Here is a 23,749-nt window from a genome sequence, read left to right as displayed (position 1 = left end):
TTCGAGATGGGGTACCGTTGTGAGGGAACATTGCTTTCCGTGCCGTAACTGCGGGAAATGCCATCCCCCTTACCGCCAGGGGTTGTGCCCTGTTTGCCTGGGCATGAGCAGGAGCGGTGCGAAGACCTGCGAAATCTGCGGCTTCGTATTCCCCGAACCGCCGGGGGTGAAAGGAGGCTTGGGCAGCCTTCGCCGCACTGCGCAGCATGACGAGGTTTAGCCGAGACCACAGGAGAAGACCGTTGACTGCTCAAGAGAGGCAACTGCTCCCCGCTACCAAGAGCGCCGCGCCGGCCGAGGGCGACGCCCGCGACCTGCTCATCGGCAACAGCTCGAGACGCGTGATCTTGGGCATCGTCGCGCTGGCCGCCTACTGGGCCTGGATCTTCTCGATATTCCACGCGAACGTGCTGAACCCGTTCGCCACGGCGGATTTCAGCGCCTACCTTCTGCTCTGCGTGATCGTTGCGGGTGCCTCTGCGCTCAGCATGGTCGTCTTCGCTTTGGCCGGCTGGTACCTGCAGCACGTGGTCGACCGCCTTTGGTTCGGAATCGGCGTCGCCCTGCTGTCGATTTTGGCGGAGGTTCCGGCATTTCTGGGGCAGATGGGAAGCGAGCTCGGTTTCCTGCAGGCAGGCGTGCTCTTCGCCCTCGGGGGGCTTGCGTCCTCGTTCGTCTATCTGAAGACCGGTCCCTTCTTCGTATGGCTGCGGCGCGCCAAGCTCATGCGCAGCATTGCGCTCGCATTCCTGCTGGCCTCGCTTTTGTATGTTCTGCCGCTGTTCATGGACCCCGTCGTGGGCATCGTCATGATAGCCTCCTTCCCTGCCGTCTCCGTCGCGTGCTCGCACTTGGCGGGCAAGGGCATCGGCCCTAAACGGCTCGAAGATGCCGCGTCCTACCGAGCCTACCTCGAGGCGGTACTCGATCGGTTCCGGGAGTTCGTCCCCACGTTGCCGCGCACCCTCCTGTACACGCTCGTATTCGGCGTGACCTCCTATACCGTGCTCAGCCTTGCCGTGGGGAACGGGCTGGTGGTGGTGATTGCCGCCTCGATCGCCGTATCGTCTTTGGCGTTCGCGGTGTACGTGCTGTCGAAGAAGGTGGAGGCCGACTCCGACCTGTACCGCATGCTCCTGCTTCCGCTCATCGCCCTGGCGGTGCTGCCGTTTCCCTACGTGCCGGAGATGCTGAAGGTCTTCTTCCTGGCGCTGATCATCTTCGGGTTCACCTGCTACGATGCCATTACCTGGGGCGATTTGGCCGACGAGATAAGCGACCGCCAGCTGCCCGTGTACGCGTCGTACGCGCCTCCCACCATCGGCAATTTCGCGGGTATCTTCATCGGGTGGTCGGTCGGGGCGCTGCTGTACGCCGGGCTGGGAAAGGCGGGGTTCGACACCGGGTACGCCATCTTCTCTATCATCATCGTGATCGCCCTGGTCATGCTGCTGGTGTGGGACCTCGTGAAAAGCCGCAAGGAGGAGTCCGGCGAGCCGCAGGCGGACGCGTTTTTGGACAAGTGGAAGGCAGCGTGCGCCGAGATTGCGGAGGCGTACGAGCTGACCAACCAGGAGACGCGGATCCACACGATGCTGGCGCGCGGGCGAAACCAGCACTATATTGCGGAAGAGCTGGTCATATCGCCGCACACCATAAAGACCCACACCTACCATATCTACAAGAAGCTGGACGTGCATTCGCAGCAGGAATTGATCGACATGGTGGAGGCCAAGCTGTAAGGGGCACGGGGTGAGGCAGGGGGACGGGGATGACGTCTCATTCGCGAGCGAATGAGACGTCATCCCCGTCCCCCTGCCTCACCGCTGCCAGTCCGTGGAGCCTATCTCGGCCAGGGAGAACGCATGGCCGTCGTAGCCGATGCGCGTGACGCTGGCGTTGGGGATCTTCGCCGGGTCGTTCACGCGGGCAGGATCCAGCAGGTACACCAGCGTGCGCACCACGAACGAGTGCGTGACCACGAGCGCGTTGCCGCCGCCGGCCAAGCGCACGGCCTCGCCGGCCTCGGCGAAGAAGCCGGACAGGCGGCGCTCGATGGCGTCGAAGCGCTCGGCGCGCCCCGACGTGTCGGCGCGCGCGAGTACGTCGGCCACCTCGGGCAGGCGGCGGTTATGCTCCTCGAAGCTCAATTCCGCGCCGAACCCGCCGGCAAGCGCCGCCCGCAGCTGCTCGCCCGGCTCTCCCTCCAGGTCGCCGTAGCACCACTCGCGCAGGCGCGGATCGTGTGCCAGGGGAAACGGCGTCTCGACGCAGAGCAGGGGATGCAGCGCGCCGTACTCGATGGCCGACGAGGGGCCGTTCGGGACGCAGGTGGGCGGGAAGGTCTCGGGCGGTGCGTACGACTCGCCGCGCTGCGCGGCCCGCGCGCCCAGCAGCGCATCGAGCGTCTGCACGGCCCGCCCGCTGTCGCTGGAGAACGCGGCGGTGAAGTCGACGCCGGCCAGACCGCGGCCGAGTGCCTCGGCGGCGCGCACGCCCTCGTCCGTGAGCGGCGTGTCGCACCAACCCTGCACCTTGCCCATGACATTGAACAACGTCTGGCCGTGGCGCACCACGTAGAACGTCACGGGCGCCCCGTCCGCGCCGAAGCGGGCCGCAGGAAGCAGGCCGGCCGCACGGGGCGCAGATCTCCCGGCGGCGCCTTCCGCATGCCGCTCGTCGGCACGCGCGGCACCGTCCTGTCCCGTCATGGCAGCTTGCACACGTCGACCCACGTGCAGGGCTCGGCGCAGCGCTCGAGCTCGTCGGGCGAGAGGCGCACGGCGCTCGCCGCGCTGCCGGCCGCCGGGTACACCGTGTCGAAGCGGCGCAGCGACTCATCCAAGAACACGTCCACGCCCTCGTTCACCGCGAACGGGCACACCCCGCCCACGCCGTGGCCGATGAGCGGCTCGGCCTCGTCGGCGGCGAGCATCTTCGCCTTGCACCCGAACTGCGCCTTGTACTTGGGGTTGTCGATGCGCGCGTCGCCCGCGGCCACCACGAGCGCGACGCGGTCGCCCACATGGAACGACAGCGTCTTCGCGATGCGCGCCGGCTCGCACCCCACGGCCTGCGCGGCCAGCTCGACGGTGGCGCTCGACGTCTCGAACTCGAGCACGCGTGCCTCCATGCCCCGCTCGCGCAAATACGCCTTCACCCTGTCGATAGCCATCGTCTCTCCCCGCTTTCCGGATAGGTTACGCCACCAGTATAGCGCGGCATCCCGCAATGCGGCGAAGGGCGCGCCCGTGAATCGGCAGCGCGCCGCTCCGCCGGTGCCCAATCGCCTCTACTCTGCCCTCGTTTCGCGCTGTGGACAAAAAGCCCGAGTTTTCTTTATCCTGATGCGTAGATGATCGATCCGCCAAGTTTATCATCAGGTGTTATGCAGACGCTGAACGCGCGCTTCCCCGATTCCCGTCCGAAATCTTGAGAATACTCCCCGTTTCTGCCCATGACCCTTTCAATCATAGGCAATAAGCGGGGAGCCTCATCTCCCGACGCTCGAACCTCGAAGCCGCCGTCGCGCCACGGGGCGAGAGAGCCCCTACTCCCCTTCGTACTTCGCCAGGAACGCACGGGTGCGCTGGTGCCGAGGGCTGTTGATGACCTGCTCGGCGGGACCCTCCTCCACTATCACGCCGCCGTCCATGAACACGATGTGGTCGGCTACGTCGCGCGCGAAGCTCATCTCGTGCGTCACGATCACCATGGTCATGCGCTCGGCGGCCAAATCGCGGATGACCTTCAGCACGTCCTTGGTGAGCTCCGGGTCGAGCGCGCTCGTGGGCTCGTCGAAGAACAGGACGTCGGGGTCGAGCGCGAGCGCGCGGGCGATGGCCACGCGCTGCTGCATGCCGCCCGACAGCTCGCAGGGCACCTTGTTCTCCGTGCCCGCCAGCCCCATCTTCGCCAGCAGGGCGCGCGCATGCTCCATGACCTCGTCTTTCGGGCGCCGCTGCACGTGCAGCGGCGCGTCGGTCACGTTCTTCAGCACCGTGTAGTGCGGGAACAGGTTGAAGTTCTGGAACACCAGGCCGAAGCGCGTCTTGGCCTCCTTGAGCGCGGCCTTGCCCGCGTAGACGGCGCGGCCGTCCGCGTCCTCCTCGGCCACCACCAGGTCGCCGTAGGCCAGGCGCCCGCCGTCCAGCGTCTCCAGCAGCGTGCAGCAGCGCAGAAGCGTGGACTTGCCGCCGCCCGACGGCCCGATCACGGCCACGACCTCGCCCCGGCGCACCGAGAGCGAGATATCCTTCAGCACCGGCGTGCCGCCGAAGCTCTTCCTCGCGTGCTCCAAGAGCACGAGCGGCTGTTCGCTTGTCACAACTTCCAGCTCCTTCCAGGTCCGCCAAAGTCAGCGAGGGCTTCCGCAGCGTCGGCCGTTCCGCTGTTCGTCAGAGCGGCGGGACCATCAGTCATGGTAGTAGTTCAGCTTCTTCTCGATGCGCGTGAGCACGATCTCCACAACGAAGTTGAACACCCAGTAGATCACGCCGGCAATCACGTAGGGAAGCATGCTCACCTGCGAGGCGGCGATGGCCTTCGCCTGGCTGAACATCTCCATGATGCCGAGCACGAACGCGAGCGACGTATCCTTCACCAGCGTGATGATCTCGTTGCTCATGGCAGGCAGGATACGCTTGACCACCTGGGGAAGCACGATCTTCATGAACGTCTGGAACTTCGAGTAGCCCAGCACCTCGGCCGCCTCGTACTGCCCGCGCGGGATGGACTGGATGCCGCCGCGGTAGATCTCGCCGAAATAGGCCGCATAGTTCACGATGAAGCCCACGCTGCAAGCGATGTACTTCCAGTCGTTGCCCATCTGCATGCCGAAAAGGTAGTACGGCCCGAACATGAGCGCCATGAGCTGCAGCATGAGCGGCGTGCCGCGCATGACCGAGATGTAGAAGCGGGTGACGAGCGCAAGCGGCTTGAACCTGCTCATACGGCAGAACGCCACCACGATGCCGAGGGGCAGCGCTCCCACGAGCGTGGTCAGGAATATCTGGATCGTGAACACCAGCCCCGATCCCAGCAGTTCCAACATGGTTGCGAATTCCATGTCCGGCCTTTCTCAATCATCACAGGTCCATCAAAGTCAGCGAGAAGCGCTGACGTGCCCCGGATTGCCCCGTTTCGCGGCCGAGCGTGCTTGTGCACGTGAGGGCAAGCGAAAAAGGGGCAAGGCGGGGTGCGTCAGCGCTTCGCAGCGTCGAGCAGTTTCGGCGGCCGGCGGGCCGCCGAAACGCTACAGAACCCAGTTGTCGTAGGTGATGCCCTGGTCGGCGTACTTCTCGCACAGCTGCTTGACGGTGCCATCCTCGTCGAGAGCCTTGAGAGCATCGGTAACCTGCTTGGCCAGGTCGGAGTCGCCCTTCTTGAAGCCCACGGCGTAGTGCTCGGTGGACAGCGGCTCGTCCATCTGCACGTAGGCGCCGGACTTGGCAGCCATCTGGAACGCCGCGATGGACAGGTCGCACGCCACGGCGTCCACCATGCCGGATTCGAGCTGCATGAACGCGTTGTTGTAGTCGCCGATGGTCTGCAGCTCCTTGAACGTAGCGGCGAGCGCGGCCTGGCCGCCCTCTTCCTCGTTCTCCAGCACGTCGAGCGCCGCGGAGTCAACCTGCGTCATGACCACCTTGCCGTTCAGGTCTTCGAGCGTCTTGATGCCGCTGTCGGCCTTCGCAACCACCACCTGCTCGTTCAGCATGTACGGCTCGGAGAACGTGTAGCCGTCCTCGCGACCCTCCATGGTGAAGCCGTTCCAGATGCAGTTGATGGAGCCGCTGCCCAGCAGCGCGTCCTTCGCATCCCAATCGATAGGCTCCAGCTTCAGCTCCCAGCCCATCTTCTCGCACACGGCCTTCGCCAGGTCCAGATCGAAACCGGTGAACTGGCCGTCATCGCCCACGTAGCCGTAGGGCGGGTAGCTCTGGTCGAAGCCCACCGTGAGCGTGAACGGGGCGTCGCCCGCGTTGCCCTCGTCGCTCTTCTGCGCGTCGCCGCCGCCCGAACAGCCGGCCAGCATGACGGCAGCCAGTGCAAGCGTCGCCGCGGCAACGACGATGCCCTTGAGTTTCTTCTTCATAGGTCGTTCCTCCCATGTCCCTGCGGCCCGACGCACGCCTCCCCTGGCTGCGCGCCCCTCGACCGCTTTTCTACTTTACTGCGCTAAAGCGTTGCAGGCAGTATAGCACAGCTCCCGGGAAGGGGAAGAGCCCGAGAATGGGAATGCGCGGGAATGCGTCGCGCCAACCCGGCGGGCGGCGCGCGAACGCTACTTCCGCACGCCGGAAATGGTCTGGTCGACGATATTGTCCATGACGTCGGCGGTGAGCATTCCTGCCGCGTAGCCGAACACGTAGCCGTCCTTGTCGATCATGAACGTGGTGGGGAACGAGCTCACGCCGAACGACGAGAACAGCTGCCCCGTGGTGTCCATGAGCACGGGATACGTGATGCCGTACTCGTCGATGAACGCCTCGACCTCGTCCACGCCCACGTCGCTGTTCTGCGGATGCTCGGACGTCTTGGGGTTCGCCACGCCCAGCACCACCACCTCACTCGCGTTCTCGCCGCGGTCGCGGTACAGCGCCTCGATGTCGGGTATCTCGCGCTGGCACGGCCCGCACCAGGTGGCGAAGAAATTCAGGAACACTGTCTTGCCGCGGTAGTCGGACAGCCGGTGCTCCGTCCCGTCCTGGTCGACCAGCACGAGGTCGGCGTTCGGGGCCATCCTCATGCCGTCCTTGGAGGCCGCGCCCGCGTCGGCCGAACCGCCCCCGGACGGCCTGTCCGACCCGGAAGCGCCATCGGAGGGGCCGCCCCCATCGGGGCCGCCGCCGTTCTCGGCGTCGGCCGCGCCCTGGTCGGCCGGCTGCTCCTGGGCCGCCGGCGCGGCGCCGAAGCTCGACAGGTAGCTGGTCACGCCGTTCATCCACCCGGTCACGGTCATCACGCCCATGACGATGAGCAGCGCGCCGCCCACTTTCACCGTGTACTTCACCACGTTGCCGTGCGTGCGGAAGAACCGCAGCACCTCGCCCGTGAACAGGCCCACCGCCAAGAACGGCAGCACGAACCCGACCGTGTACACGCCCACGAGCGCGAAGCCCGTCGCAGCCGACGCGCTGGACGACGCCATGAGCAGCACGCTGGCCAGCACCGGGCCCACGCACGGCGTCCACGCGAAGCTGAACGTGAAGCCCAGCACGAGCGCCACCAGCGGGTTCATGGCGAAGCGCCCCAAGTTGAACGGCAGGCGGTGCTCCGTCTCGATGACGCGCGTCTTGCCGAAGGCGCCCAGCATGTACAAGCCGAACGCCGCCATGACGATGCCCGCAACCACCGAGAACACGCGCTGGTTGCCCGTGAAGAACTGGCCGAGCGCCGTGAACCCGAAGCCCAGCAGGAAGAAGGCGAAGCTGACGCCGACGACGAAGAACAGCGTGTTCACCAGCACCTTCTTGCGCGGGTACTCGATGGTGCCGTCGTCGCCCTCCTTTGCCGCGCCGCCGGCGAGGTAGCCCACGTACAGCGGGATGAGCGGTAGCACGCAGGGCGAGAAGAAGCTCAACAGGCCCTGGATGAACACGGTGAGCGCCGGAACGCTCGTTTCAAGCGAGAAACCCATGATTGCTCCTCATCGGTCGTCGTCGGCACGAAGCCGAACGCGAAAAAAAAAGGGGGGGGGCGACCCTACGCGGACTTTGCCGCAGACGCCCCGCCGAAGATGCGGCCGTCGATAGACGCCACCGTCACTCGTTTCAGGCGCTCACGGCAGCACTCGTCCAAGTCGGCGAAGACGTCATCCATGATGCCGCCCATGCCGGAAGCCACGAGGCACTCCTTGTCGGCATCGCCGCTATGCCAGCGCGCCTCGACGAAGCGCACGCCCAGGGCCTCGGCGATGGACGCCAGATCGGTTCCGGCCGGGTCGGCCGCGAACCGGTAGCCTCCCTCGTTGCCCTCTCGCGTCTCCACGAGCCCTGCCCGCTTGAGCGGCGCCATGACCTTGCGAACCCGGGCGGCGTTCGTGCACACGTTCTCCGCCAAGGCCTCGCTCGACACGACGCTCTTCTTGTGGTTCAGGAACACCAGCGCATGTACCGCCACGATGAAATCGCTGTTCATGTAGACCCGCCCGCCTTCATTCGCACTCGGCGCCTGCGCCGAAGGTTTGCTTAACTGTTCACCTAACTTATACAGTATGTTCTGTACAAAGAGAAGGTACAGTTCATGAAAGGCACGAATTCTCCGTCGGCGACCCTGCGCGGCTTACCGCTTCAAGCTCGACAGGATGCCCGGGCGCGCAGGCGGATTCGGCAGGTGGATCAGCCGCGGCTCGAAGTCGAACAGCTCGTCGGTCGACACGATGGGGCTCACGGTCAGGCAACCCTTCAGGCAGGCGTCGGCGCACAGGTTGCACTGCACGCAGTCGGCTGCCGAGAACTCCAGGAAGCTGCCCTCCCCTTCCTCGGGCACGAGGTCGCTCTTCTTGAGCGCGCCGGTGGGGCAGAACACCGCGCACATGCCGCACGACGAGCACGCCTCGCCGTCCACGTGCACGCTGCCGAACAGGCGCGTGTCTATCTCGGGCACCACCGACGGGCCCAGGCTGTCCATGGCATCCAGCACGTGCATGCGCCGTACAGGATTGAACTGGGGCAACGTGCCCGCATCGGACATGCGCAGCCTATCGCGCAGCGACGGCGCGTTCGCCATGCCGGTCTTCTTGAAGGCAACCTCCACCGTCTTTCCGGCCGCGTCCAGCGCCGTGCCCTTGGCCTGCGAGAAGAAGCCGCGGCGCGAGGCGCCCAGCAGGCTGCGCGCGTCCTCCAGCAGCACGTCGTCCGGAAACGCCGAGGCGCGCTCCACGCAGATGCCCGACCCCTGGGCGGCAAGCAGCTGGTTCGCCGAGGCCACCGTGGCGTCGATGCCCGGCACGCAGGCACGGAACTTGCAGGTCGCGCAGGTGCCGTCCACCAGCAGGATGTCCTCCACGCCGCGGGCCGCCAGCTCCAACAGCACGCTCTCCTCCATGCGCGCAAGGCACGGCACCTCGGCGAACTTCGTCGGGTCGCCCTTGCGCTTCGAGGCGATGCGGGCGCACGCGAACACGGCGCGCCCGCCCGAGGCCACCACGGCGTCGGCCACCGCTGCGGCCAGGTCCTCGTCGAGGGGTGCGAGCGGGATGAGCGCCTCGGCGGGGCACACGGTCGTGCAGGCTCCGCACGCCACGCACCGTTCGTTGTCGAGGGCGAGCACGTTGTCCTTCGCACCCACGGCATCCGTCGGGCACGCGTCGGTGCACTTCCGGCACGAGGAATGGCGGTTGCGCACCACCGTGCAGCGGTCGGGCGCCAAGAACACGGCCTTGCTCTCCAGGGCCTCGGCAACTTCCACGATGTCGATGAGGTTGGGCATGCCTATCCTTCCAGGAACGACTCCTCGAGCGCGTGCAGCTCGTCGGGCGTGTTCGCGTTGATGAAGCAGCCGCCCATGGGCTCCGCCTCCAACACCTTGCTCTGCGGGAACTCGAGCACCTTCACGTCGTCGAAGAACGCCTGGGCGCGCTTCTCGCCCCGGTCGAGCGCGCGGCGCACGGCGGGCAGGCAGGCCATGCGGCGGTACAGGGCGTGGAACGGCTCGTAGCCGTGCTTGTTCACGGGCACCACCACGTCGGCGCCCGACTCGTTCATGGCCAGAGCCTCGGCCACCACGAGCGACCCCGAGGCGAACACCATGTCGCACGCCACCACGGCCACGTAGGGGTTGCGGGCGGCCTGCATGGCCGTGTAGAGGCCGGGCAGCGCGCCGCGGTAGTCGAACGCGTCGCACACGAGCTGGATGCGGTACTGCGGGAACTCTGCGTGCAGGAACGCCAGGTTGTCCGGCTCGTTCGTGGTGATGACCAGGTCGTCGGACACCGGCGCCAAACGCTCCACGAGGCGGCAGATGAGCGGGCGCCCCGCGAAGGGCACGGTGGCCTTGCTGCGCCCCATGCGCCGGCTCTCGCCGCCCGCCTGGATGACCACGGTCACACGCGGGCGCACGTAGTGCTCCTCCACGAAGTCGGCGAGGCTGGCCACGTCGCACAGGTCGAACGACGGCACGTTGTACAGTTTGGCGGCATGCACGGCCTCGGCGATGTCGGTGACCACGGCCACCGTGTCCGACGTGGGCAGCTTGTTGGAGATGTCCACGTGGTCGGGGTGCTGCGTCTTGAAGTGGGCGCTCACCGCCGAAGCGTCGGCCGGCACGTCGTCGCCCTCCATGACGCGGCGCAGCGCCTCGCGCGCGTCCTCGTCGTCCGCGGGCGGCACGGTGCCGCGCGAGAACTGGGTGAAGTCGGTGCCCAGCGGCCAGCCGCGACGGGCTCCTTCCGCAAACACGTCGGCCACCCGCGCGTCCGCCTCGTTGCCCGAGCGCATGATCTCCACGGTGGGCAGCCCGCTCTTGCGGTAGCCTTCCACGATGACGATGTCGTGCCCGTGCATGCTGCGCACGATGTCGGAGCACTCCATCTCGCCCTCCACCGTCTTGATGCGCGCCATCTGCCCCGGCGCGGCGATCACCGTCTCGCTCGCCCCGGCGGCGCGGTGGCGGTACGAGTCCTTACCGGGATAGTCGATGTCGAAGCCCACGTGGCTGTGGTGCTTCACGCTGCCCACGTCGTAACCGCGCGCGACCAGCTCGGCTATGAGCTGCTCGATAAGCGTCGTCTTGCCCGAGTTATGGCGGCCCACGATAGCGAGGGCCGGGCTGGGGATGTTCACCATGTTCATGCACCCGTCCTTTCGGCGCATAAGTATAGCATGGCGCAGCGCCCGTCCCGGCATTCCCCTATCTCCTTTCGGCGCCCTTTTCCGCGATACGACTCGCTGCAAACGCTATCGCCGCCGCCGCTGCCGCCGCTCCAACCGACGCGCCCGCCAACGGGTCGCCGGTGTCGGCAAGCACGCCGGGCTTGCGGTAGGCGTTCTGGAACAGGGGCTCGGAGACGGGCTGCCCTCGGAGCGTGAGCGCGCCCACGGCCCTTAGCGGCCCCTCGTCAGTCTCCTCCACGGTCACGGACAGCTCGTACACCGCGGTGCTGTACGTCCACCCGCGCTGCACGTCCTGCACCTCGGCAATGGTATAGCGGTAGACGCCGGCCTGCGAGAACGTAATGGTGCCGAAGGAGGCCACGCCCGCACCGCGCACGCTGGCACGTATCGTGTCCGGCAGGGGCTGGCCGGAGGCTGCAGCCTCAAGGGCGAACGTGAACACGGGCGTTGCGGCGGGCTCGTCGCCGGCGAGGGCCTTGCGTACGGCGGGCACCGCGTAGTCCACGGGCGTGGGCACGGGCTTCGCCCGGTAGGCGATGGTGACGGTGCGGGCGAACGACCCGTCCGCCGCCGTGGTGAAGAAGGCTTCGAACGGATCGAACGTGGCGGAGACGACCTTCCCGCCAGCCGGCTCCGTCACAACGTTGCTCGCGGCGAGCGTGAACGAGGGGCCGTCCAGGCCGTACGACATGATGGCGGGCACGTGCTCGAAGTCGTTCGTGTAGCCCTCTGCCGACCCGCGAGCGGTGACGAAGCCGCCGGGCGCCAGGTCGAAAGACAGATGACGCGCCGCCTGGATGGCCGCCGACGTCTCCCCCGGGCCCTCCAGCAGGTTCGACACCTCCAACGCGCATGCCCCTGTGAACGAGAGGTCCTGCGCAGCGTAGATCCCGCCCTGCACGAGGCCGCTCAGCGAGCCCGTCACATCCGCAAGTCGCACCGGGCCCTCCGAGTACAGCGCCCCCACCTGCCCCTGCGCCTCCACCCGAGAGGACGAGAGGGCGAGCCCTTCGTTCGCGCGCATGGCGTTGCCCAGCCGCCCGTTCGCCACGACGGCGAGGTCGCAGCCATCGACGTTGCACGTTCCCTCCGTCACGAGAATGGCGTTCGCGCCGAAGGGCGAGTCCTTGGCCTCGTAGCTGCAATCGAGAGCCACGGTGCAGCCGGAGAGCACGACATCTCCCCCCTCGTCGTCCACCACCAGGCAGTTCGCCACGCAATCGAGCACAAGCATGACGCCCGACGCCTCGATGCCCCGACTCGCAACGATGCCTTTGAACACGCGGTAGCCGTTGTCGGCACGCAGAGAGCCGCCACCCGAGAGCGTGGCCGCACCCTGGACGTAGAGGCCGGTGGTGGGATCGTCCGGCGAGTCCTGCGAGTCGTGGAACGCCAGCGTGCTCGCGCCTGCCAGCACCACGTTCAGATCGTCGTCGGCGTACAGGGCGCAGGCCACCTCGTCGCCGTCGGGCGTGGTGACGGACGTGGTCCGGTCGATCGTCGCGCCCGTCAGGTAGAGCGTGCCCGCACCGTCGTAGTACAGGGGATCGCCGGGTTGCCCAGGATGGGCTACCAGGTCAACGCCGTTGCCGAGCACCTTCGTCGGCACGGCGGCGAAGGCGGAGCACGGAACGAGCGCGACGCAGCATGCCGCCACGGCGAGCGCCAGCATGACGAGGAGCGGGGCGAGCAGGCTGGTGCGGGAACGTTCCATGGCTTCGCTTCCTTCGGGTCGGAGCTTGTTGGCTGCAGGTGCGACGGGCGAGCCCCCGCAGGCAGAGGAGGATCCCTTTCGCGCTACCTCGGCAGAACCATGCGCGCAGCCGTCATCGCATCCAGCATGCCACGAACCGGGCAGCCGTCGCCCTTTTCGTTGCAAGGCCGCAACGACACGGTTACCGGGCCATTGCCCGGGACCTTCGCGCGCCTCCGACCACGGGACGTTCTTTCGCCGAAAAAAAGTGTTGTTATTTTGTGAAGGAGGGTGGTATACTGAGTTCTGCATTTACAGAGGCTTTGTTGCTTCGGTAAAGATAGGGGTTCTGTTTTTTGGAGGGGGCAGAACCCTTCGTCTTTTCTTGGGTGCGAAGAGGCCGCCGCGCGAGAGCGTGGCGGCCTCTTGCCTGTTCGGACTCGGCGCGTCCATCCCGTTCGATTCGACGACGCGCGCCCTGGCCTTCCTCATGCCCCGAGCAGAAAACCCCCGCTCGGTCGCTCGGAAACTCGGTCGCGCGTCCGAGCTACAGCGGGCGGCGCGCCTCGATGGCGCGGCCGAGCGTCACCTCGTCGGCGAACTCCAGGTCGCCGCCCACCGGCAGGCCGCTGGCGGGACGCGTCACGCTCACCCCGAGCGGCTTGATGAGGCGCGCCAGGTAGGCCGCCGTCGTCTCGCCCTCCACGTTCGGGTTCGTGGCCAGCACCACTTCCTGCACCTCGCCCGACGCCAGGCGCTTCATGAGCTCGGCGATGCGCAGGTTGTCCGGGCCGATGCCCTCCATGGGCGACAGGGCGCCGCCCAGCACGTGGTACACGCCCGAGAACACGGCCGTGCGCTCGATGGGCGGGATGTCGCGGGGCTCGCTGACCACGCAGATGATGCTCGCGTCGCGCCGGGACGACCGGCAGATCTCGCACAGGTCGTCCTCGGCGTAGTTGAAGCACTGCCGGCAGAAGTGGACCTGGTCCTTCACTTCGGCGATGGCCTCGGACAGGCGCAGCGCCGTGGCCTTGTCGGTGTTGAGTATCCAGTAGGCGATGCGCTGCGCCGACTTCGGGCCGATGCCGGGCAGACGCTCAAGCTCGTCGAGGAGCTTCTGGATGGACGGCGCTGCGTACATGGCTGCCGACCGCGCCTACATCAGGCCGGGGATGTTCATGCCGCCGGTCACGGAGTTCAGGCGCTGGGCGCTCACGTCGGACATGCCGCGCAGGGCCTCGTTCACCGCCGCCAGCACCATGTCCTGGAGCATGTCCACGTCCTCGGGGTCCACGGCCTCGGGGTCGATGACGATGCTCTTGATGGCCATGTCGCCGGTGGCCACCACCTTCACCATGCCGCCGCCGGCCGTGGCCTCGTACTCCATGTCCTTGATCTCGTCCTGGGCCTTCGCCAGCTCGGCCTGCATCTTCTGGGCCTGCTTCATCATGGCGCCCATGTTGCCCATGCCGCCGCCTCCGGGGAACCCGCCTCGTTTCGCCATCGTGCTCTCCTATCTGCTCTTTGCTCGTCGGTATCGGTCGTCGTTTTTCGGATGCCGCCTGTTGCTTCGTTGCTTCGCGCTATTCTCTCACTTCTTCGACGATCACGCCATCGCCGAAACCCGCCGCCAAAATGGCCTCCAGCTCTCCGGGCGACTGCGCGGGAGCCGTCATGTCCACGGAAGGCGAGGTGCGCGTATCGGGCTCCGGCGGCAGGTCCGGGCGCGGCGCGGGCGTCGCGGCAGACGTCGGGACGACGTCGGGCGTCGTGGACGTCGCGACCGGCCGGCTCTCCGAGGCGGCTGGCCGGGCACCCGGGGTGGCCGCGGGAGCCGCCGTGCCGCCGGGCGACGGGGCACCCGGCGAGGCGACGGTGCCGTAATCGTCGTAGGGAACCATTTCGTCCTCGTACGGGGGGAAGTCGTAGGCATCGACAGGGGCCGGATCGGGCTCCGGGACCGCGTAAGCCGGCGATGCGGCGTGCCGGGCGCCCGGGGAGGCCGCTGCGGCCGACGTCTCGGAAGCGGCCTGCTCCGGCACGGAAGAGGCCGCGGCCCGTGCGAGCGCGGCGGCTGCCGGATTCGAAGCGACCGCCTGCGCGGGGGCCGACGCGGCCGGCTGGGACGCAGAAGCTGCAGGCGCCGAGGACGCTGCGGGCGCAGCCGACGGCATTGCGCCGGCGACCGAGGCTGCAGCCCCCGCGCCGTCGGACCCTTGGGTGTACGTGAACGGCAGCGCCGCGCCACACGCCTGCGTGAGCGCCGTCAGGACGGCGTCCTGCACGTCGGGTTTCTGCACGGCCTTGAAGGCGAACGAGTTCTCCGCGGGGAACTCGATGACGAGCAGGCCCTTGTCGGCCCGGTAGAGGGCCTTCGTGTTCAGGAACAGCACGCCGTACGCCGCCTTGTTCTTCTTGAGCGTGGACAGCGTCGCCTGCCAGATGCGCTGGAGTGCCGCCGGGTTCTGGAGGCTTGCGGCGAGCTCGGCAGAGGGCGCGGCGCCGCTCGCTGCCGGCACGGCAGCGGAATCGGCTTGCGCGGGCGGGGCGCTCTGGGCCGCATCGGCAGCGACGGCAACGCCTGCGGGCGCGGATGCTCCGGACGGCACCGGGGCGGACCCCTGCGCGCTTGCGGGGAAGGAAGGCTCCGGCATGTGCGAGGCGGGAGACGCCTGCGCGGCCGGGGACTCCCCGCCCGCGCGCGCGCGATCAGGTTGCCCTGCTCGGGCGCTTTCGTGCGCGCCGAGGGAGGCCGCGCCCGGTGCCCCGGAGGCAGCGGTACCCGCACCCGCAGAAAAGCCCGCGCGCGCATCGGCAGATGACGCCCCCTGCGTGCCCGCCGGCATCGCCGGCTGGGCCTGGCTCGCTGCGGCGGACACCACGTGCGCAACGGCCGAATGGCCGCTCTCCAGCGCCTCGATGCGCTCGGCAAGGGCCTCGAGCGTCAGGTCGGAATCCGGGCGCACCATGCGCGTGAGCGCGATCTCGAACGACAGGCGCGGATTCGTGGACGTTTTGAGCTCGGCCGAGAGGTCGCCCAGCACGCCGAGCAGCCGAGAGAGCCTATCGGGGCCGAACCACTGCATCTCGTGGGCCAGCTCGCGGCGCGTGGCGTCGCTCACCTCCAGCGCCACGTCGGCGCCTGCCAGCGTCAGCACGTACATGTTGCGCACGTGCTCGGCCAGGTCGCGCACGAACTGCGCGAGGTCGGCGCCCGTCTCCACGTAGTCGGCCGTCCAGCGGAAGCAGGCGGCCACATCGCGCGTGCCGATGGCTCGCACGATCTCGGCCACGTCGCTCGTGTCCACGCCGCCCAGCATGCGCTCGGCCACCTCCAGCGTGACCTTGCCCTCGCCGAACGCGATGAGCTGCTCGAGCGAGGTGAGCGCGTTGCGCATGCCGCCTTCGGCGCGATGCGCGATAAGGTCGAGCGCCTCCCCCTCGAACTCCACGTCCTCCGCCACGCAGATGGCGCCGAGGCGCGACACGATGGACTCCGACGAGATGCGGCGGAAGTCGAAGCGCTGGCAGCGCGAGTGGATGGTCTCGGGTACCTTCTGCGGGTCGGTGGTGGCCAGGATGAACACCACATGGCTCGGCGGCTCCTCGAGCGTCTTCAGCAGCGCGTTGAACGCCGCCGTCGACAGCATGTGGACCTCGTCGATGATATAGATCTTGTAGCGTCCGCGCGTGGGGGCGAACTGCACGCGCCCGATGATCTCCTCGCGCACGTTCTCCACGCCGGTGCGGCTCGCGGCGTCCAGCTCGTAGACGTCCGGATGCTCGCCGTTCGCGATCATCACGCAGTCGTCGCACGTGCCGTCGGGCTCGGGCGTGGGGCCCCTCTCGCACAAGAGCGCCTTCGCCAGCAGGCGCGCGGTGGTGGTCTTGCCGGTGCCGCGCGGGCCCGTGAACAGGTAGGCGTGGCTCACCTTGTCCTGCTCGATGGCGTTCTTGATGGTGCGCTCGATGTGCTCTTGGCCGACGACGTCCTCGAAGATCTGCGGCCGGTATTTGCGGTAAAGTGCCTCTGCCATCGCGTATGCTCGCTTCCCTGCTACTCCGTCTTCGAATCCGCCCTGGCATGCGCGCCGCGCGGCGCCTCCGCGCCTGCCGCTGCAGGGGCCGCATGCTTGCCGGCAACCGCCTCCTCGGCCACGGCCGCATGCGCGGCGCGCAGCTCCCGCTCCTCGGCCACGTCGGCGTCGATCTCGGCCTGGACCTGCGTGCGTCCGTCGTCCGCCTTCTTCTTGCGCGAGCCCAGGGCGGCCTTAACCGCGCCGATGATGGCCGGTGCCACCGACACGGCCACGATGCCCAGCACGATGACCTCGAAGTGCTCCTGCACGATCGGGATGCCGCCGAAGAAGTACCCCACCAGCACGAACAAGCTCACCCACGACACGCCGCCGATGACGTTGAACAGCGTGAACTTCGCGAAATTCATGTGGCCGGTACCGGCAATGAACGGGGCGAACGTGCGGAAGAACGGCATGAAGCGCGTGATGACGATGGTCAGGCCGCCGTACTTCGCGAAGAAGTGGTCGAGCTTGGCCATGCGCTCGGGCGTGAGCGCCTTCACCTTGCCGGAGTCGATGATGCGAGTGCCGAAGAACCGCGCGATCCAGTAGTTCGACGTGTTGCCCAGGATGGCCGCCACGTAGAACACGATGAGCGTGGCCCATACGTTCAAGCCCCCGCCGTCGGCCGAGAACACGCCGGCCGCGAACAGCAGCGAGTCGCCCGGCAGGAACGGGAAGAACACGAGCCCTGTCTCCACGAACACGATGAGGAACAGCGGCGAGTACACCCACACCGGGCCCAGCGCGATAATCCAGCCTGCAATGGCCCCGCGCGGATCGCTGAGCAGGTCGACGAAGAAATTGATGATGTCCATGTACGCCCTTCAGTGCCACAGGTTGCCAAACCACCAGCCCGGACATGCCAGCGAGAAGGGCTGTGGTACCGGAATTGCCCCGTCATGCGGCCGAGCGTGCTTTGGCACGTGAGGGCAAGCGTGAAAGGGGCAATTCCGGTACCACAGCCCTTCGCAGCGTCGAGCCGTTCCGTCGGTCGTCAGACTGACGGAACCGAGTAACCCGGATAGGCAGGGCGCTCGTCAGCGGTCCCTTATGGCTGCTTCCTCCCGGACCTGACCAGGTTCGGAACATGGCGCCGCCCGGCCCATCCGAGGTACTCGGTTCATACGGTGCTTAAGTATAGTCGAAAGCGGGGGCGAGCGCCCTCTCCCGGCCTCGCGCGCAACCAAAAGCACATAGCCTTCATGTGCCAGACAATAATGCTATCATGCTATACTTTCCTTGGCGGCAGTGTTCGCCTGCTGGGTGGTGCCGGAAAGGACGGTGCCGCTATGGGCATGCTCGATATCCACGCAACACTCGTTGTCGATCAGGTTGACCTCTGGTTCTGGCTGATCGTGTTGAAGACACTCTTTGCAGTAAGGCGATTTGAAAATGGTGACGATGGAAATAGTAAAGCCGGCCCCCACACCAAGGACGACCGGCTTAACTAGATAACACGCACCACCCGCGCTGGCGGGCGCTGCCGTTGGCAGGATTGTACCGCGTTCCCGCCGAGCGTGCAAGCGCTACAGCGTGCGCAGGTTCACTTCCTTGAGCTGGCGGCCCGTCACGGCGCTCGGGGCGCCCGTCATCGGGTCGCTCGCGGAGCTCGTCTTCGGGAAGGCGATGACGTCGCGGATGGACGCCTTGCCGCCCAGCAGCATGACCAGGCGGTCGAGGCCCAGCGCGATGCCGCCGTGCGGCGGAGCGCCCAGCTCGAGCGCATGGATGAGGTGGCCGAACTTCTCCTCGATCTCCTCGTCGGTGAGGCCGCACGTGCGCAGCACCGCACGCTGCTCGTCGGCATTGTGGATACGGATGGTGCCGCCGCCCACTTCGAAGCCGTCCATCACCAGGTCGTAGCTGTAGCTGCCGCACGCCAGCGGGTCGCTCTCGATCTTGTCCACGTCCTCGTCCAGCACATGGGTGAACGGATGGTGCTCGGCGGCGTACTTCTTCTCGTCCTCGTCGTAGCGGAACATGGGGAAGTTCACCACCCACAAGAGCTGATGGCCCTCGCGCGGCACGTTCAGCGCCTCGGCCATGTGCAGGCGCAGGGCGGAGAGCACGGCGCTCGCCACCTCGTAAGTGTCGGCGGCGAACAGCAGCAGGTCGCCCGGCTCCACGTCCATGGCCTCCTTCAGCGCGGCGAACTCCTCGTCGCTGAAGAACTTGATGATGGGGCTCTTCTCCTTGCCGTCGGTCGTGAACGCGATCCAGGCCATGCCCTTCGCGCCGTTCTCGGCCGCGATGTCGGCCAGCTTCTCCACATCGCCGCGGCTCCAGTCGCCCGCGCCCTTCGCGTTGATGGCCTTCACCACGCCGCCGGACTGCGCCACGCTCGAGAACACCTTGAAGCCCGTGTTCTTCACGATGTCGGTGATGTCGACGAGCTCCATGCCGAAGCGCGTGTCGGGACGGTCGTTGCCGAAGCGGTCCATGGACTCGCGGTACTGCATGCGCTGCAGCGGGAACTCGTGGTCGACGCCCACGGCTTGCAGCGTCTCGGCCATGACGTCCTCCATGAGGTTCATCACGTCCTCGCCCTGCACGAAGCCCATCTCGATGTCCACCTGCGTGAACTCGGGCTGACGGTCGGCGCGCAGATCCTCGTCGCGGAAGCATCGGGCGATCTGGTAGTAGCGCTCGATGCCGCCCACCATGAGCATCTGCTTGAACTGCTGCGGGCTCTGCGGCAGCGCGTAGAAGCGGCCCGGGTTCGGGCGGCTCGGCACGATGTAGTCGCGCGCGCCCTCGGGCGTGGAGTTCGCCAGGATGGGCGTCTCCACCTCGAGGAAGCCGCGCTCGTTCAGCGCGCCGCGCATGGCCTGGGCCACCTTGTGGCGCAGGTGCAGGGCCTCGAACATCTCCGGGCGGCGGATGTCCAGGTAGCGCCACTTCATGCGCGTGGTCTCGTCCGTCTCGATGCCGTCTTCAATGGCAAACGGCGGGGTGACGCTCGTGTTCAGGACCTCGACGGACTTCGCCAGCACCTCGATCTCGCCCGTAGCCATGTTGGGGTTCACGGCCTCCGCGCCGCGATCGCGCACCGTGCCCGCGATCTTCAGCACGTACTCGCGGCCCAGGTGCTCGGCTTTCGCGAAGTCGTCGGCGCTCACGCAGTCGGGGTCGACGACCACCTGCGTGTAGCCCGCGCGGTCGCGCAGGTCGATGAAGATGAGGCCGCCGTGGTCGCGGTTGTGCCAGGCCCAGCCGGTCAGCACGACCTCGCGCCCCACGTCGCTTTTGCGCAGCTCGCCGCACGTGGCGGTGTGCATGCAGTATTCGTTCATGAAGTCCGTCATAGTGGTGGTTCCTTGCTCCTTGGCGCCGCTATCGAAAACCCGCCGCGCGGGGCGGCGGGCAACACTCAAACTGGTTTATTGTACAGCAGTTGTCACAACACGATAACGATCTGCGTTCATTCCATGTAAAATGCTCTGCTCGACCGCCCGATCGCCCGCTATCCGTTCTTGCGGGCGAACAGCACGTTGTTGGTTTCGAGCCAGCTCTCCACGGTGCCGGTGTCGAAGCCGTCGGCGGGATCGATGGCCAGCGCGTACATCTCCTCCTCGCGCAGCACGGCGTCGAGCGCGTCGGTCAGCTGGATCTCGCCGCCCACGCCGGGCTCCACGTCGGCCAGAAGTTCCATCACGCGCGCGCTCAAAAGGTAGCGGCCGAACACGGCCAGGTTCGACGGCGCGTCCTCGAGCGCCGGCTTCTCCACCAGCGCGTCGACCTTCCACACGTCGTCGGACACGGCCGCACCCGCGATGACGCCGAAGCGGCTCACCTGGTCGTCGGGCACCGGCATGACCGCGATAACGCTCGCGCCGCCGTGCGCGTCGGACACCTCCTGCATGCGCGGCAGCATCTGGTTGTCGGGCACCAGCACGTCGCCCAAAAGCACGTAGAACGGCTCGTCGCCCGTCTTCTCGGCCGCGCAGCGCACGGCATGGCCCAGGCCCAGGGCCTCGTCCTGGTACACGTAGCTCACGTTGTAGGCGCCCACCCGCTCCACGAGGTCGGCGTAGGCGTCCTTGCCGCGGGCGCGCAGCGTGGCCACGAGCTCCGGGTTCGGCGAGAAGTGCTCCTCGATGGCCTTCTTCTCGCGGCTGTTGATGATGACCACCTCGTCGGCGGCCGACGCCAGGCCCTCCTCCACCACGTACTGGATGGCCGGACGGTCCACGACGAGCAGCATCTCCTTGGGCTGGGCCTTCGTGGCGGGCAGGAAGCGCGTGCCGAGGCCGGCCGCGGGAATGAGAGCCTTCATGGATGGAAACCTTTCTTCTCCGACAACAGAAGAGGCGCCGCGATCCTGCGGCGCCTCGTGAAAATCGCTTGGGCTATTGTAGCACGAGCGGACAGGCCGTCATCAGACGGCTACCTGCCCTGCTGCTCGGCCAGGGCCTCCTCCAGCACGGCCATCTGCTTCTCGGCCTTCTTGAAGCCGAACATGATGATGAGCACGTACACCAGGATGGCCACCCACATGAGCGCGTACGCGCCGATGATGAACGGCATGGACGGGGCAACGGTGCTGTAAATCTCAACGAGAACCGGATTCATAGGTCAATCTCCTTCTCAACTCATAGGTCGTTTCAACGTCGGCGAGGCGGGGTGCTGCGGAGCGCCGCAGCGTCGAGCCGTTCTGCCGTTCGGCAGAACGGGGGAACCAATCAGTCCTCCAACTGCTCCTTCAGGGCCTCCACGCGCTCGGCCAAGCGCACCTGGCGGAAGCGGAGGCGGTACAGCGCGAAGCCCACCATGGCAATGCCGGCCAGGCAGAACATGAGCGTGATGCCCATGTCGCCCGACATGCCGCCCTCGCGCACGACCACCGGGTGGATGCTCGAGGGGATGAGGCGCGTCACCATGAAGCAGATCGGCACGTCGATAAGCGCGATGATGGCGAGCACGGCGCCGTAGGTGGCGCGGCGCTCGGGCTCGTCGATGGCGTTGCGCAGGATGAAGTACGCGATGATGATGAGCATGAGGATGAGGTACGTGGTCAGGCGCGGATCCCACGTCCACCACACGCCCCACTCGAACCTCGTCCACAAGTCTCCCGTGATCATCGTGCACGCCACGAACAAAAGCGCGACCTCCATCGCTATCTTCGAGCAGGTGTCGAAGCGGCGGTTCTTCGTCATGAGGAAGCGCACCGCGTAGTAGCCTGCGAACGCCAGCGCCACGAACGACGTGATGGCCACCGGCATGTGGAAGTAGAAGATCTTCTGCGACAGCAGCAGCACGTTGGTGACCATCTGCCCGCCGATCATCTCGACGCCGTTCACCGCGGCGCCGTTCACGGGCGAGGCCCAGAAAAACGCCAGCAGCAAGCCCACCGTCGACAGCACGATGCCCGCCACGAGCACCGCCGGCGCAATCCGGTCGGGCCACTGCCCCGCCTCCGGAAGCTTGGGCGCCTTTTTCTTTTCGGACATGAACACCCCTTCTCTCTACTCGTCCAACTATTATAGGTCCTGCCCTGTCAGCGAGAGGCGTTGAGGTGCCCCGAATTGCCGTGCTTCGCGGCCGAGCGTGCTTTCGCACGTGAGGGCAAGCGAAGAAGCGGCAAGGCGGGGTGCCTCGGCGCCTCGCAGCGTCGGGCAGTTCCGACGGCCGTTAGGCCGCCGGAACGCTAAGCGCTGATTACAAAATCGTACAGAACCCACGATGCGAGGATCATGATCACGTCGTAGCCGCCCGCGAGCACCAGCGACGTCAGCATCACGTCCGCGTACCCCTCCGCGCCCACGATGGCCGCGGTCGTCGCCGACACGCAGGCGTAGAGCAGCGGGAAGATCAGCGGGATGAACAGCACGGCCAGCATGACGTCCTTGCCGCGCGTGTTGATGGTGATGGTGGACAGGAGCGTGCCGATGCCCGCCACGCCCACGGTGCCCACGAGCAGCGGCACCACCAGCAGCCAGAAGCTCTCCGAGGGCGTGGTGGTGGTCAGGAAGAAGAAGTAGAACAGCGGCACGGCTATCACTTCCACCACCAGCAGGAACAGCAGGTTCGACGTCGCCTTCGCCAGGAACACCACCGAGCGGTCCATGGGCACGAGCAGGATGCCCTCCAGGCAGCCCTGCTCCTTCTCGTGCGCGAACGAGCGGTTGAGGCCCAGCAGCGACGTGAACACGATGAGCGCCCACAGGAGGCCGCCGCTCATCTGCAGCACGTCGGTGGTCTGCGAGGTCTGCGCGAGCGCCGCGCCGTACACGATGATCACGAGCAGCGCGTAGATGCCCATGGACGTGAGCATCTCCTTCGTGCGGAACTCCTGCTCCAAATCCTTGCGCAGAAGCGTCTTGTACTGCTGGAACGTGGAGGGCTTCTTCAGCGCCACGCCGCCCGCCGTGCGCACGGGCGCCCCCTTCTCGGCCGCCATCTCAAGCCACCCCCATGCCAACGGTCGAGCGGTACAGCGCCGAGAACTCGTCGAAGTCGAACGAGCCCTTCTCGTCGAAGGCCACCACGCGGCCGCGCGCCAGCACGAGCGCGTGCGTGCACATGGCGAAGCCCTTCTGCAGATCGTGGCTCACCATGACGAACGTGCGCCCCTCGCGCTGCTGCTCGATGAGCTCGTCGAATATCTCCACCGCATGCGGGTCGAGGCCCGAGTACGGCTCGTCCAGGAACACCACGCCGGGGTCGTGGATGAGCGCGCGGGCGATGGAGAGGCGCTGCGTCATGCCGCGCGAGAACGTGCGCACCACGTCGAGGCGGCGGTGCTTCAGCTCCACCGCCTCCAAGAGCTCCATGACGCGCGCCTCGGGGTTCGCCACCCCGTAGAGGCGCGCGTAGATCATGAGGTTCTGCTCCGCCGTGAGATCCGGGTAGAGCATCGAGTTGTGCGAGATGAGCCCGATGTGGTCGCGCGCCTTGTCGGGTTCGTCCTTCAAATCCACGCCCATCAGCGTGGCCATGCCGGACGTGGCGCGGGACAACGTCGACAGCACGCGCAGAAGCGTCGTCTTCCCCGCCCCGTTCGGGCCGAAGATGGACAGGAACGCCCCTTGCGGCACCTCGATGGTCACGTTGTCGACCGCCTTGCGGTTGCCGAACACCTTCGAGAGCTTCTTCGTCCTGATCGCAGGCTCAACCGCAGCTTCCATGGCGCG

Annotated in this window: 22 protein-coding genes and 1 other RNA gene; 2 read left to right on the top strand and 21 right to left on the bottom strand. The window is 66.9% G+C overall.

Annotated features, from left to right (window positions below):
* Window positions 1-242 precede the first annotated feature (242 nt).
* Complete coding sequence (locus tag LB310_RS06590) at window positions 243-1,742, top strand: helix-turn-helix transcriptional regulator (RefSeq protein ID WP_157780545.1); 1,500 nt, start codon at window positions 243-245, stop codon at window positions 1,740-1,742.
* Between the two features lie 78 nt (window positions 1,743-1,820).
* On the opposite strand, the gene LB310_RS06585 is transcribed toward LB310_RS06590, so the two are convergent.
* The 15 genes from LB310_RS06585 to ffs all read right to left on the bottom strand — a co-directional run bounded on the left by LB310_RS06585 (window position 1,821) and on the right by ffs (window position 17,724).
* On the bottom strand, window positions 1,821-2,711 hold the full coding sequence (locus LB310_RS06585) for a histidine phosphatase family protein (protein WP_123673776.1): 891 nt from the start codon (window positions 2,709-2,711) through the stop codon (window positions 1,821-1,823).
* Entirely contained in the window at window positions 2,708-3,175 is a 468-nt protein-coding gene (locus tag LB310_RS06580; RefSeq protein ID WP_087191384.1) for a YbaK/EbsC family protein, read from the bottom strand. The genes LB310_RS06585 and LB310_RS06580 overlap by 4 nt, the downstream gene beginning before the upstream one ends.
* Before the next feature lie 375 nt (window positions 3,176-3,550).
* Window positions 3,551-4,327, bottom strand: coding sequence for an amino acid ABC transporter ATP-binding protein (locus LB310_RS06575; RefSeq protein WP_096227236.1), 777 nt, complete (start codon window positions 4,325-4,327; stop codon window positions 3,551-3,553).
* Between the two features lie 87 nt (window positions 4,328-4,414).
* Complete coding sequence (locus LB310_RS06570; protein ID WP_096227237.1) at window positions 4,415-5,068, bottom strand: amino acid ABC transporter permease; 654 nt, start codon at window positions 5,066-5,068, stop codon at window positions 4,415-4,417.
* A gap of 186 nt (window positions 5,069-5,254) precedes the next feature.
* Window positions 5,255-6,097 carry a transporter substrate-binding domain-containing protein gene (locus tag LB310_RS06565; RefSeq protein ID WP_096227238.1) on the bottom strand — a complete coding sequence of 281 codons (843 nt, stop codon included), beginning with the start codon at window positions 6,095-6,097 and terminating at the stop codon, window positions 5,255-5,257.
* 189 nt (window positions 6,098-6,286) lie between these two features.
* Complete coding sequence (locus LB310_RS06560) at window positions 6,287-7,642, bottom strand: cytochrome c biogenesis protein CcdA (RefSeq protein WP_096227239.1); 1,356 nt, start codon at window positions 7,640-7,642, stop codon at window positions 6,287-6,289.
* Window positions 7,643-7,707: 65 nt separating this feature from the next.
* Entirely contained in the window at window positions 7,708-8,142 is a 435-nt protein-coding gene (locus LB310_RS06555; RefSeq protein ID WP_096227240.1) for an Rrf2 family transcriptional regulator, read from the bottom strand.
* A 144-nt stretch (window positions 8,143-8,286) separates the two neighbouring features.
* Window positions 8,287-9,435, bottom strand: a complete 1,149-nt coding sequence (locus LB310_RS06550) for a 4Fe-4S binding protein (RefSeq protein ID WP_301154753.1) — start codon at window positions 9,433-9,435, stop codon at window positions 8,287-8,289.
* Between the two features lie 2 nt (window positions 9,436-9,437).
* Complete coding sequence (gene mobB / locus LB310_RS06545) at window positions 9,438-10,796, bottom strand: molybdopterin-guanine dinucleotide biosynthesis protein B (RefSeq protein ID WP_224767909.1); 1,359 nt, start codon at window positions 10,794-10,796, stop codon at window positions 9,438-9,440.
* 58 nt (window positions 10,797-10,854) lie between these two features.
* The gene (locus tag LB310_RS06540) at window positions 10,855-12,552 is read right to left on the bottom strand and encodes an FctA domain-containing protein (protein WP_278805727.1); all 1,698 of its coding nucleotides are present in this window, start codon (window positions 12,550-12,552) and stop codon (window positions 10,855-10,857) included.
* Between the two features lie 526 nt (window positions 12,553-13,078).
* Window positions 13,079-13,675, bottom strand: a complete 597-nt coding sequence (gene recR, locus LB310_RS06535) for a recombination mediator RecR (protein WP_096227242.1) — start codon at window positions 13,673-13,675, stop codon at window positions 13,079-13,081.
* 15 nt (window positions 13,676-13,690) lie between these two features.
* Window positions 13,691-14,038, bottom strand: coding sequence for a YbaB/EbfC family nucleoid-associated protein (locus LB310_RS06530; RefSeq protein ID WP_278805728.1), 348 nt, complete (start codon window positions 14,036-14,038; stop codon window positions 13,691-13,693).
* Window positions 14,039-14,117: 79 nt separating this feature from the next.
* The gene (gene dnaX / locus LB310_RS06525; protein WP_301154752.1) at window positions 14,118-16,571 is read right to left on the bottom strand and encodes a DNA polymerase III subunit gamma/tau; all 2,454 of its coding nucleotides are present in this window, start codon (window positions 16,569-16,571) and stop codon (window positions 14,118-14,120) included.
* Window positions 16,572-16,591: 20 nt separating this feature from the next.
* The gene (locus tag LB310_RS06520) at window positions 16,592-17,431 is read right to left on the bottom strand and encodes a VTT domain-containing protein (RefSeq protein ID WP_096227245.1); all 840 of its coding nucleotides are present in this window, start codon (window positions 17,429-17,431) and stop codon (window positions 16,592-16,594) included.
* A gap of 201 nt (window positions 17,432-17,632) precedes the next feature.
* Window positions 17,633-17,724: signal recognition particle sRNA small type (ffs, locus tag LB310_RS06515), an RNA gene on the bottom strand.
* A gap of 181 nt (window positions 17,725-17,905) precedes the next feature.
* On the opposite strand from ffs, the gene LB310_RS06510 reads away from it, so the two are divergent.
* Entirely contained in the window at window positions 17,906-18,067 is a 162-nt protein-coding gene (locus LB310_RS06510; RefSeq protein WP_154270426.1) for a hypothetical protein, read from the top strand.
* A gap of 75 nt (window positions 18,068-18,142) precedes the next feature.
* Here LB310_RS06510 and aspS read toward each other — a convergent pair whose 3' ends face one another.
* From aspS to LB310_RS06480, 6 genes are all read right to left on the bottom strand, one after another.
* The gene (gene aspS / locus LB310_RS06505; protein WP_096227246.1) at window positions 18,143-19,921 is read right to left on the bottom strand and encodes an aspartate--tRNA ligase; all 1,779 of its coding nucleotides are present in this window, start codon (window positions 19,919-19,921) and stop codon (window positions 18,143-18,145) included.
* Between the two features lie 158 nt (window positions 19,922-20,079).
* The gene (locus LB310_RS06500; RefSeq protein ID WP_123673781.1) at window positions 20,080-20,892 is read right to left on the bottom strand and encodes a UTP--glucose-1-phosphate uridylyltransferase; all 813 of its coding nucleotides are present in this window, start codon (window positions 20,890-20,892) and stop codon (window positions 20,080-20,082) included.
* A gap of 110 nt (window positions 20,893-21,002) precedes the next feature.
* Window positions 21,003-21,188, bottom strand: a complete 186-nt coding sequence (locus LB310_RS06495; protein ID WP_096227248.1) for a hypothetical protein — start codon at window positions 21,186-21,188, stop codon at window positions 21,003-21,005.
* Window positions 21,189-21,298: 110 nt separating this feature from the next.
* Window positions 21,299-22,066: a cytochrome c biogenesis protein gene (locus LB310_RS06490; RefSeq protein ID WP_096227249.1), complete on the bottom strand. Its 768-nt coding sequence runs from the start codon at window positions 22,064-22,066 to the stop codon at window positions 21,299-21,301.
* A gap of 197 nt (window positions 22,067-22,263) precedes the next feature.
* On the bottom strand, window positions 22,264-23,016 hold the full coding sequence (locus LB310_RS06485; protein WP_096227250.1) for a heme exporter protein CcmB: 753 nt from the start codon (window positions 23,014-23,016) through the stop codon (window positions 22,264-22,266).
* Between the two features lies 1 nt (window position 23,017).
* A complete protein-coding gene (locus tag LB310_RS06480) occupies window positions 23,018-23,743 on the bottom strand; it encodes an ABC transporter ATP-binding protein (RefSeq protein ID WP_123673783.1) in 726 nt (241 codons plus the stop codon).
* Window positions 23,744-23,749: the final 6 nt, after the last annotated feature.

Source organism: Gordonibacter sp. RACS_AR49, from assembly GCF_030418435.1.
In the GTDB taxonomy this organism is placed as follows: Bacteria; Actinomycetota; Coriobacteriia; order Coriobacteriales; family Eggerthellaceae; genus Gordonibacter; species Gordonibacter urolithinfaciens.
The sequence above is the reverse complement of the archived record's forward strand: the minus strand, read 5'-3'. Positions and strand labels throughout refer to the sequence as shown.

Excerpts from the sequence above, each read along its gene's own strand:
- LB310_RS06565 (WP_096227238.1), bottom strand. The coding sequence starts at position 6,097 with ATGAAGAAGAAACTCAAGGGCATCGTCGTTGCCGCGGCGACGCTTGCA.
- LB310_RS06570 (WP_096227237.1), bottom strand. The coding sequence starts at position 5,068 with ATGGAATTCGCAACCATGTTGGAACTGCTGGGATCGGGGCTGGTGTTC.
- LB310_RS06500 (WP_123673781.1), bottom strand. The coding sequence starts at position 20,892 with ATGAAGGCTCTCATTCCCGCGGCCGGCCTCGGCACGCGCTTCCTGCCC.
- LB310_RS06480 (WP_123673783.1), bottom strand. The coding sequence starts at position 23,743 with ATGGAAGCTGCGGTTGAGCCTGCGATCAGGACGAAGAAGCTCTCGAAG.
- LB310_RS06530 (WP_278805728.1), bottom strand. The coding sequence starts at position 14,038 with ATGGCGAAACGAGGCGGGTTCCCCGGAGGCGGCGGCATGGGCAACATG.
- LB310_RS06510 (WP_154270426.1), top strand. The coding sequence starts at position 17,906 with ATGGGCATGCTCGATATCCACGCAACACTCGTTGTCGATCAGGTTGAC.
- LB310_RS06490 (WP_096227249.1), bottom strand. The coding sequence starts at position 22,066 with ATGTCCGAAAAGAAAAAGGCGCCCAAGCTTCCGGAGGCGGGGCAGTGG.
- LB310_RS06580 (WP_087191384.1), bottom strand. The coding sequence starts at position 3,175 with ATGGCTATCGACAGGGTGAAGGCGTATTTGCGCGAGCGGGGCATGGAG.
- LB310_RS06520 (WP_096227245.1), bottom strand. The coding sequence starts at position 17,431 with ATGGACATCATCAATTTCTTCGTCGACCTGCTCAGCGATCCGCGCGGG.
- aspS (WP_096227246.1), bottom strand. The coding sequence starts at position 19,921 with ATGACGGACTTCATGAACGAATACTGCATGCACACCGCCACGTGCGGC.
- LB310_RS06560 (WP_096227239.1), bottom strand. The coding sequence starts at position 7,642 with ATGGGTTTCTCGCTTGAAACGAGCGTTCCGGCGCTCACCGTGTTCATC.
- recR (WP_096227242.1), bottom strand. The coding sequence starts at position 13,675 with ATGTACGCAGCGCCGTCCATCCAGAAGCTCCTCGACGAGCTTGAGCGT.
- LB310_RS06585 (WP_123673776.1), bottom strand. The coding sequence starts at position 2,711 with ATGACGGGACAGGACGGTGCCGCGCGTGCCGACGAGCGGCATGCGGAA.
- LB310_RS06550 (WP_301154753.1), bottom strand. The coding sequence starts at position 9,435 with ATGCCCAACCTCATCGACATCGTGGAAGTTGCCGAGGCCCTGGAGAGC.
- LB310_RS06485 (WP_096227250.1), bottom strand. The coding sequence starts at position 23,016 with ATGGCGGCCGAGAAGGGGGCGCCCGTGCGCACGGCGGGCGGCGTGGCG.
- LB310_RS06555 (WP_096227240.1), bottom strand. The coding sequence starts at position 8,142 with ATGAACAGCGATTTCATCGTGGCGGTACATGCGCTGGTGTTCCTGAAC.
- dnaX (WP_301154752.1), bottom strand. The coding sequence starts at position 16,571 with ATGGCAGAGGCACTTTACCGCAAATACCGGCCGCAGATCTTCGAGGAC.
- LB310_RS06540 (WP_278805727.1), bottom strand. The coding sequence starts at position 12,552 with ATGGAACGTTCCCGCACCAGCCTGCTCGCCCCGCTCCTCGTCATGCTG.
- LB310_RS06495 (WP_096227248.1), bottom strand. The coding sequence starts at position 21,188 with ATGAATCCGGTTCTCGTTGAGATTTACAGCACCGTTGCCCCGTCCATG.
- mobB (WP_224767909.1), bottom strand. The coding sequence starts at position 10,796 with ATGAACATGGTGAACATCCCCAGCCCGGCCCTCGCTATCGTGGGCCGC.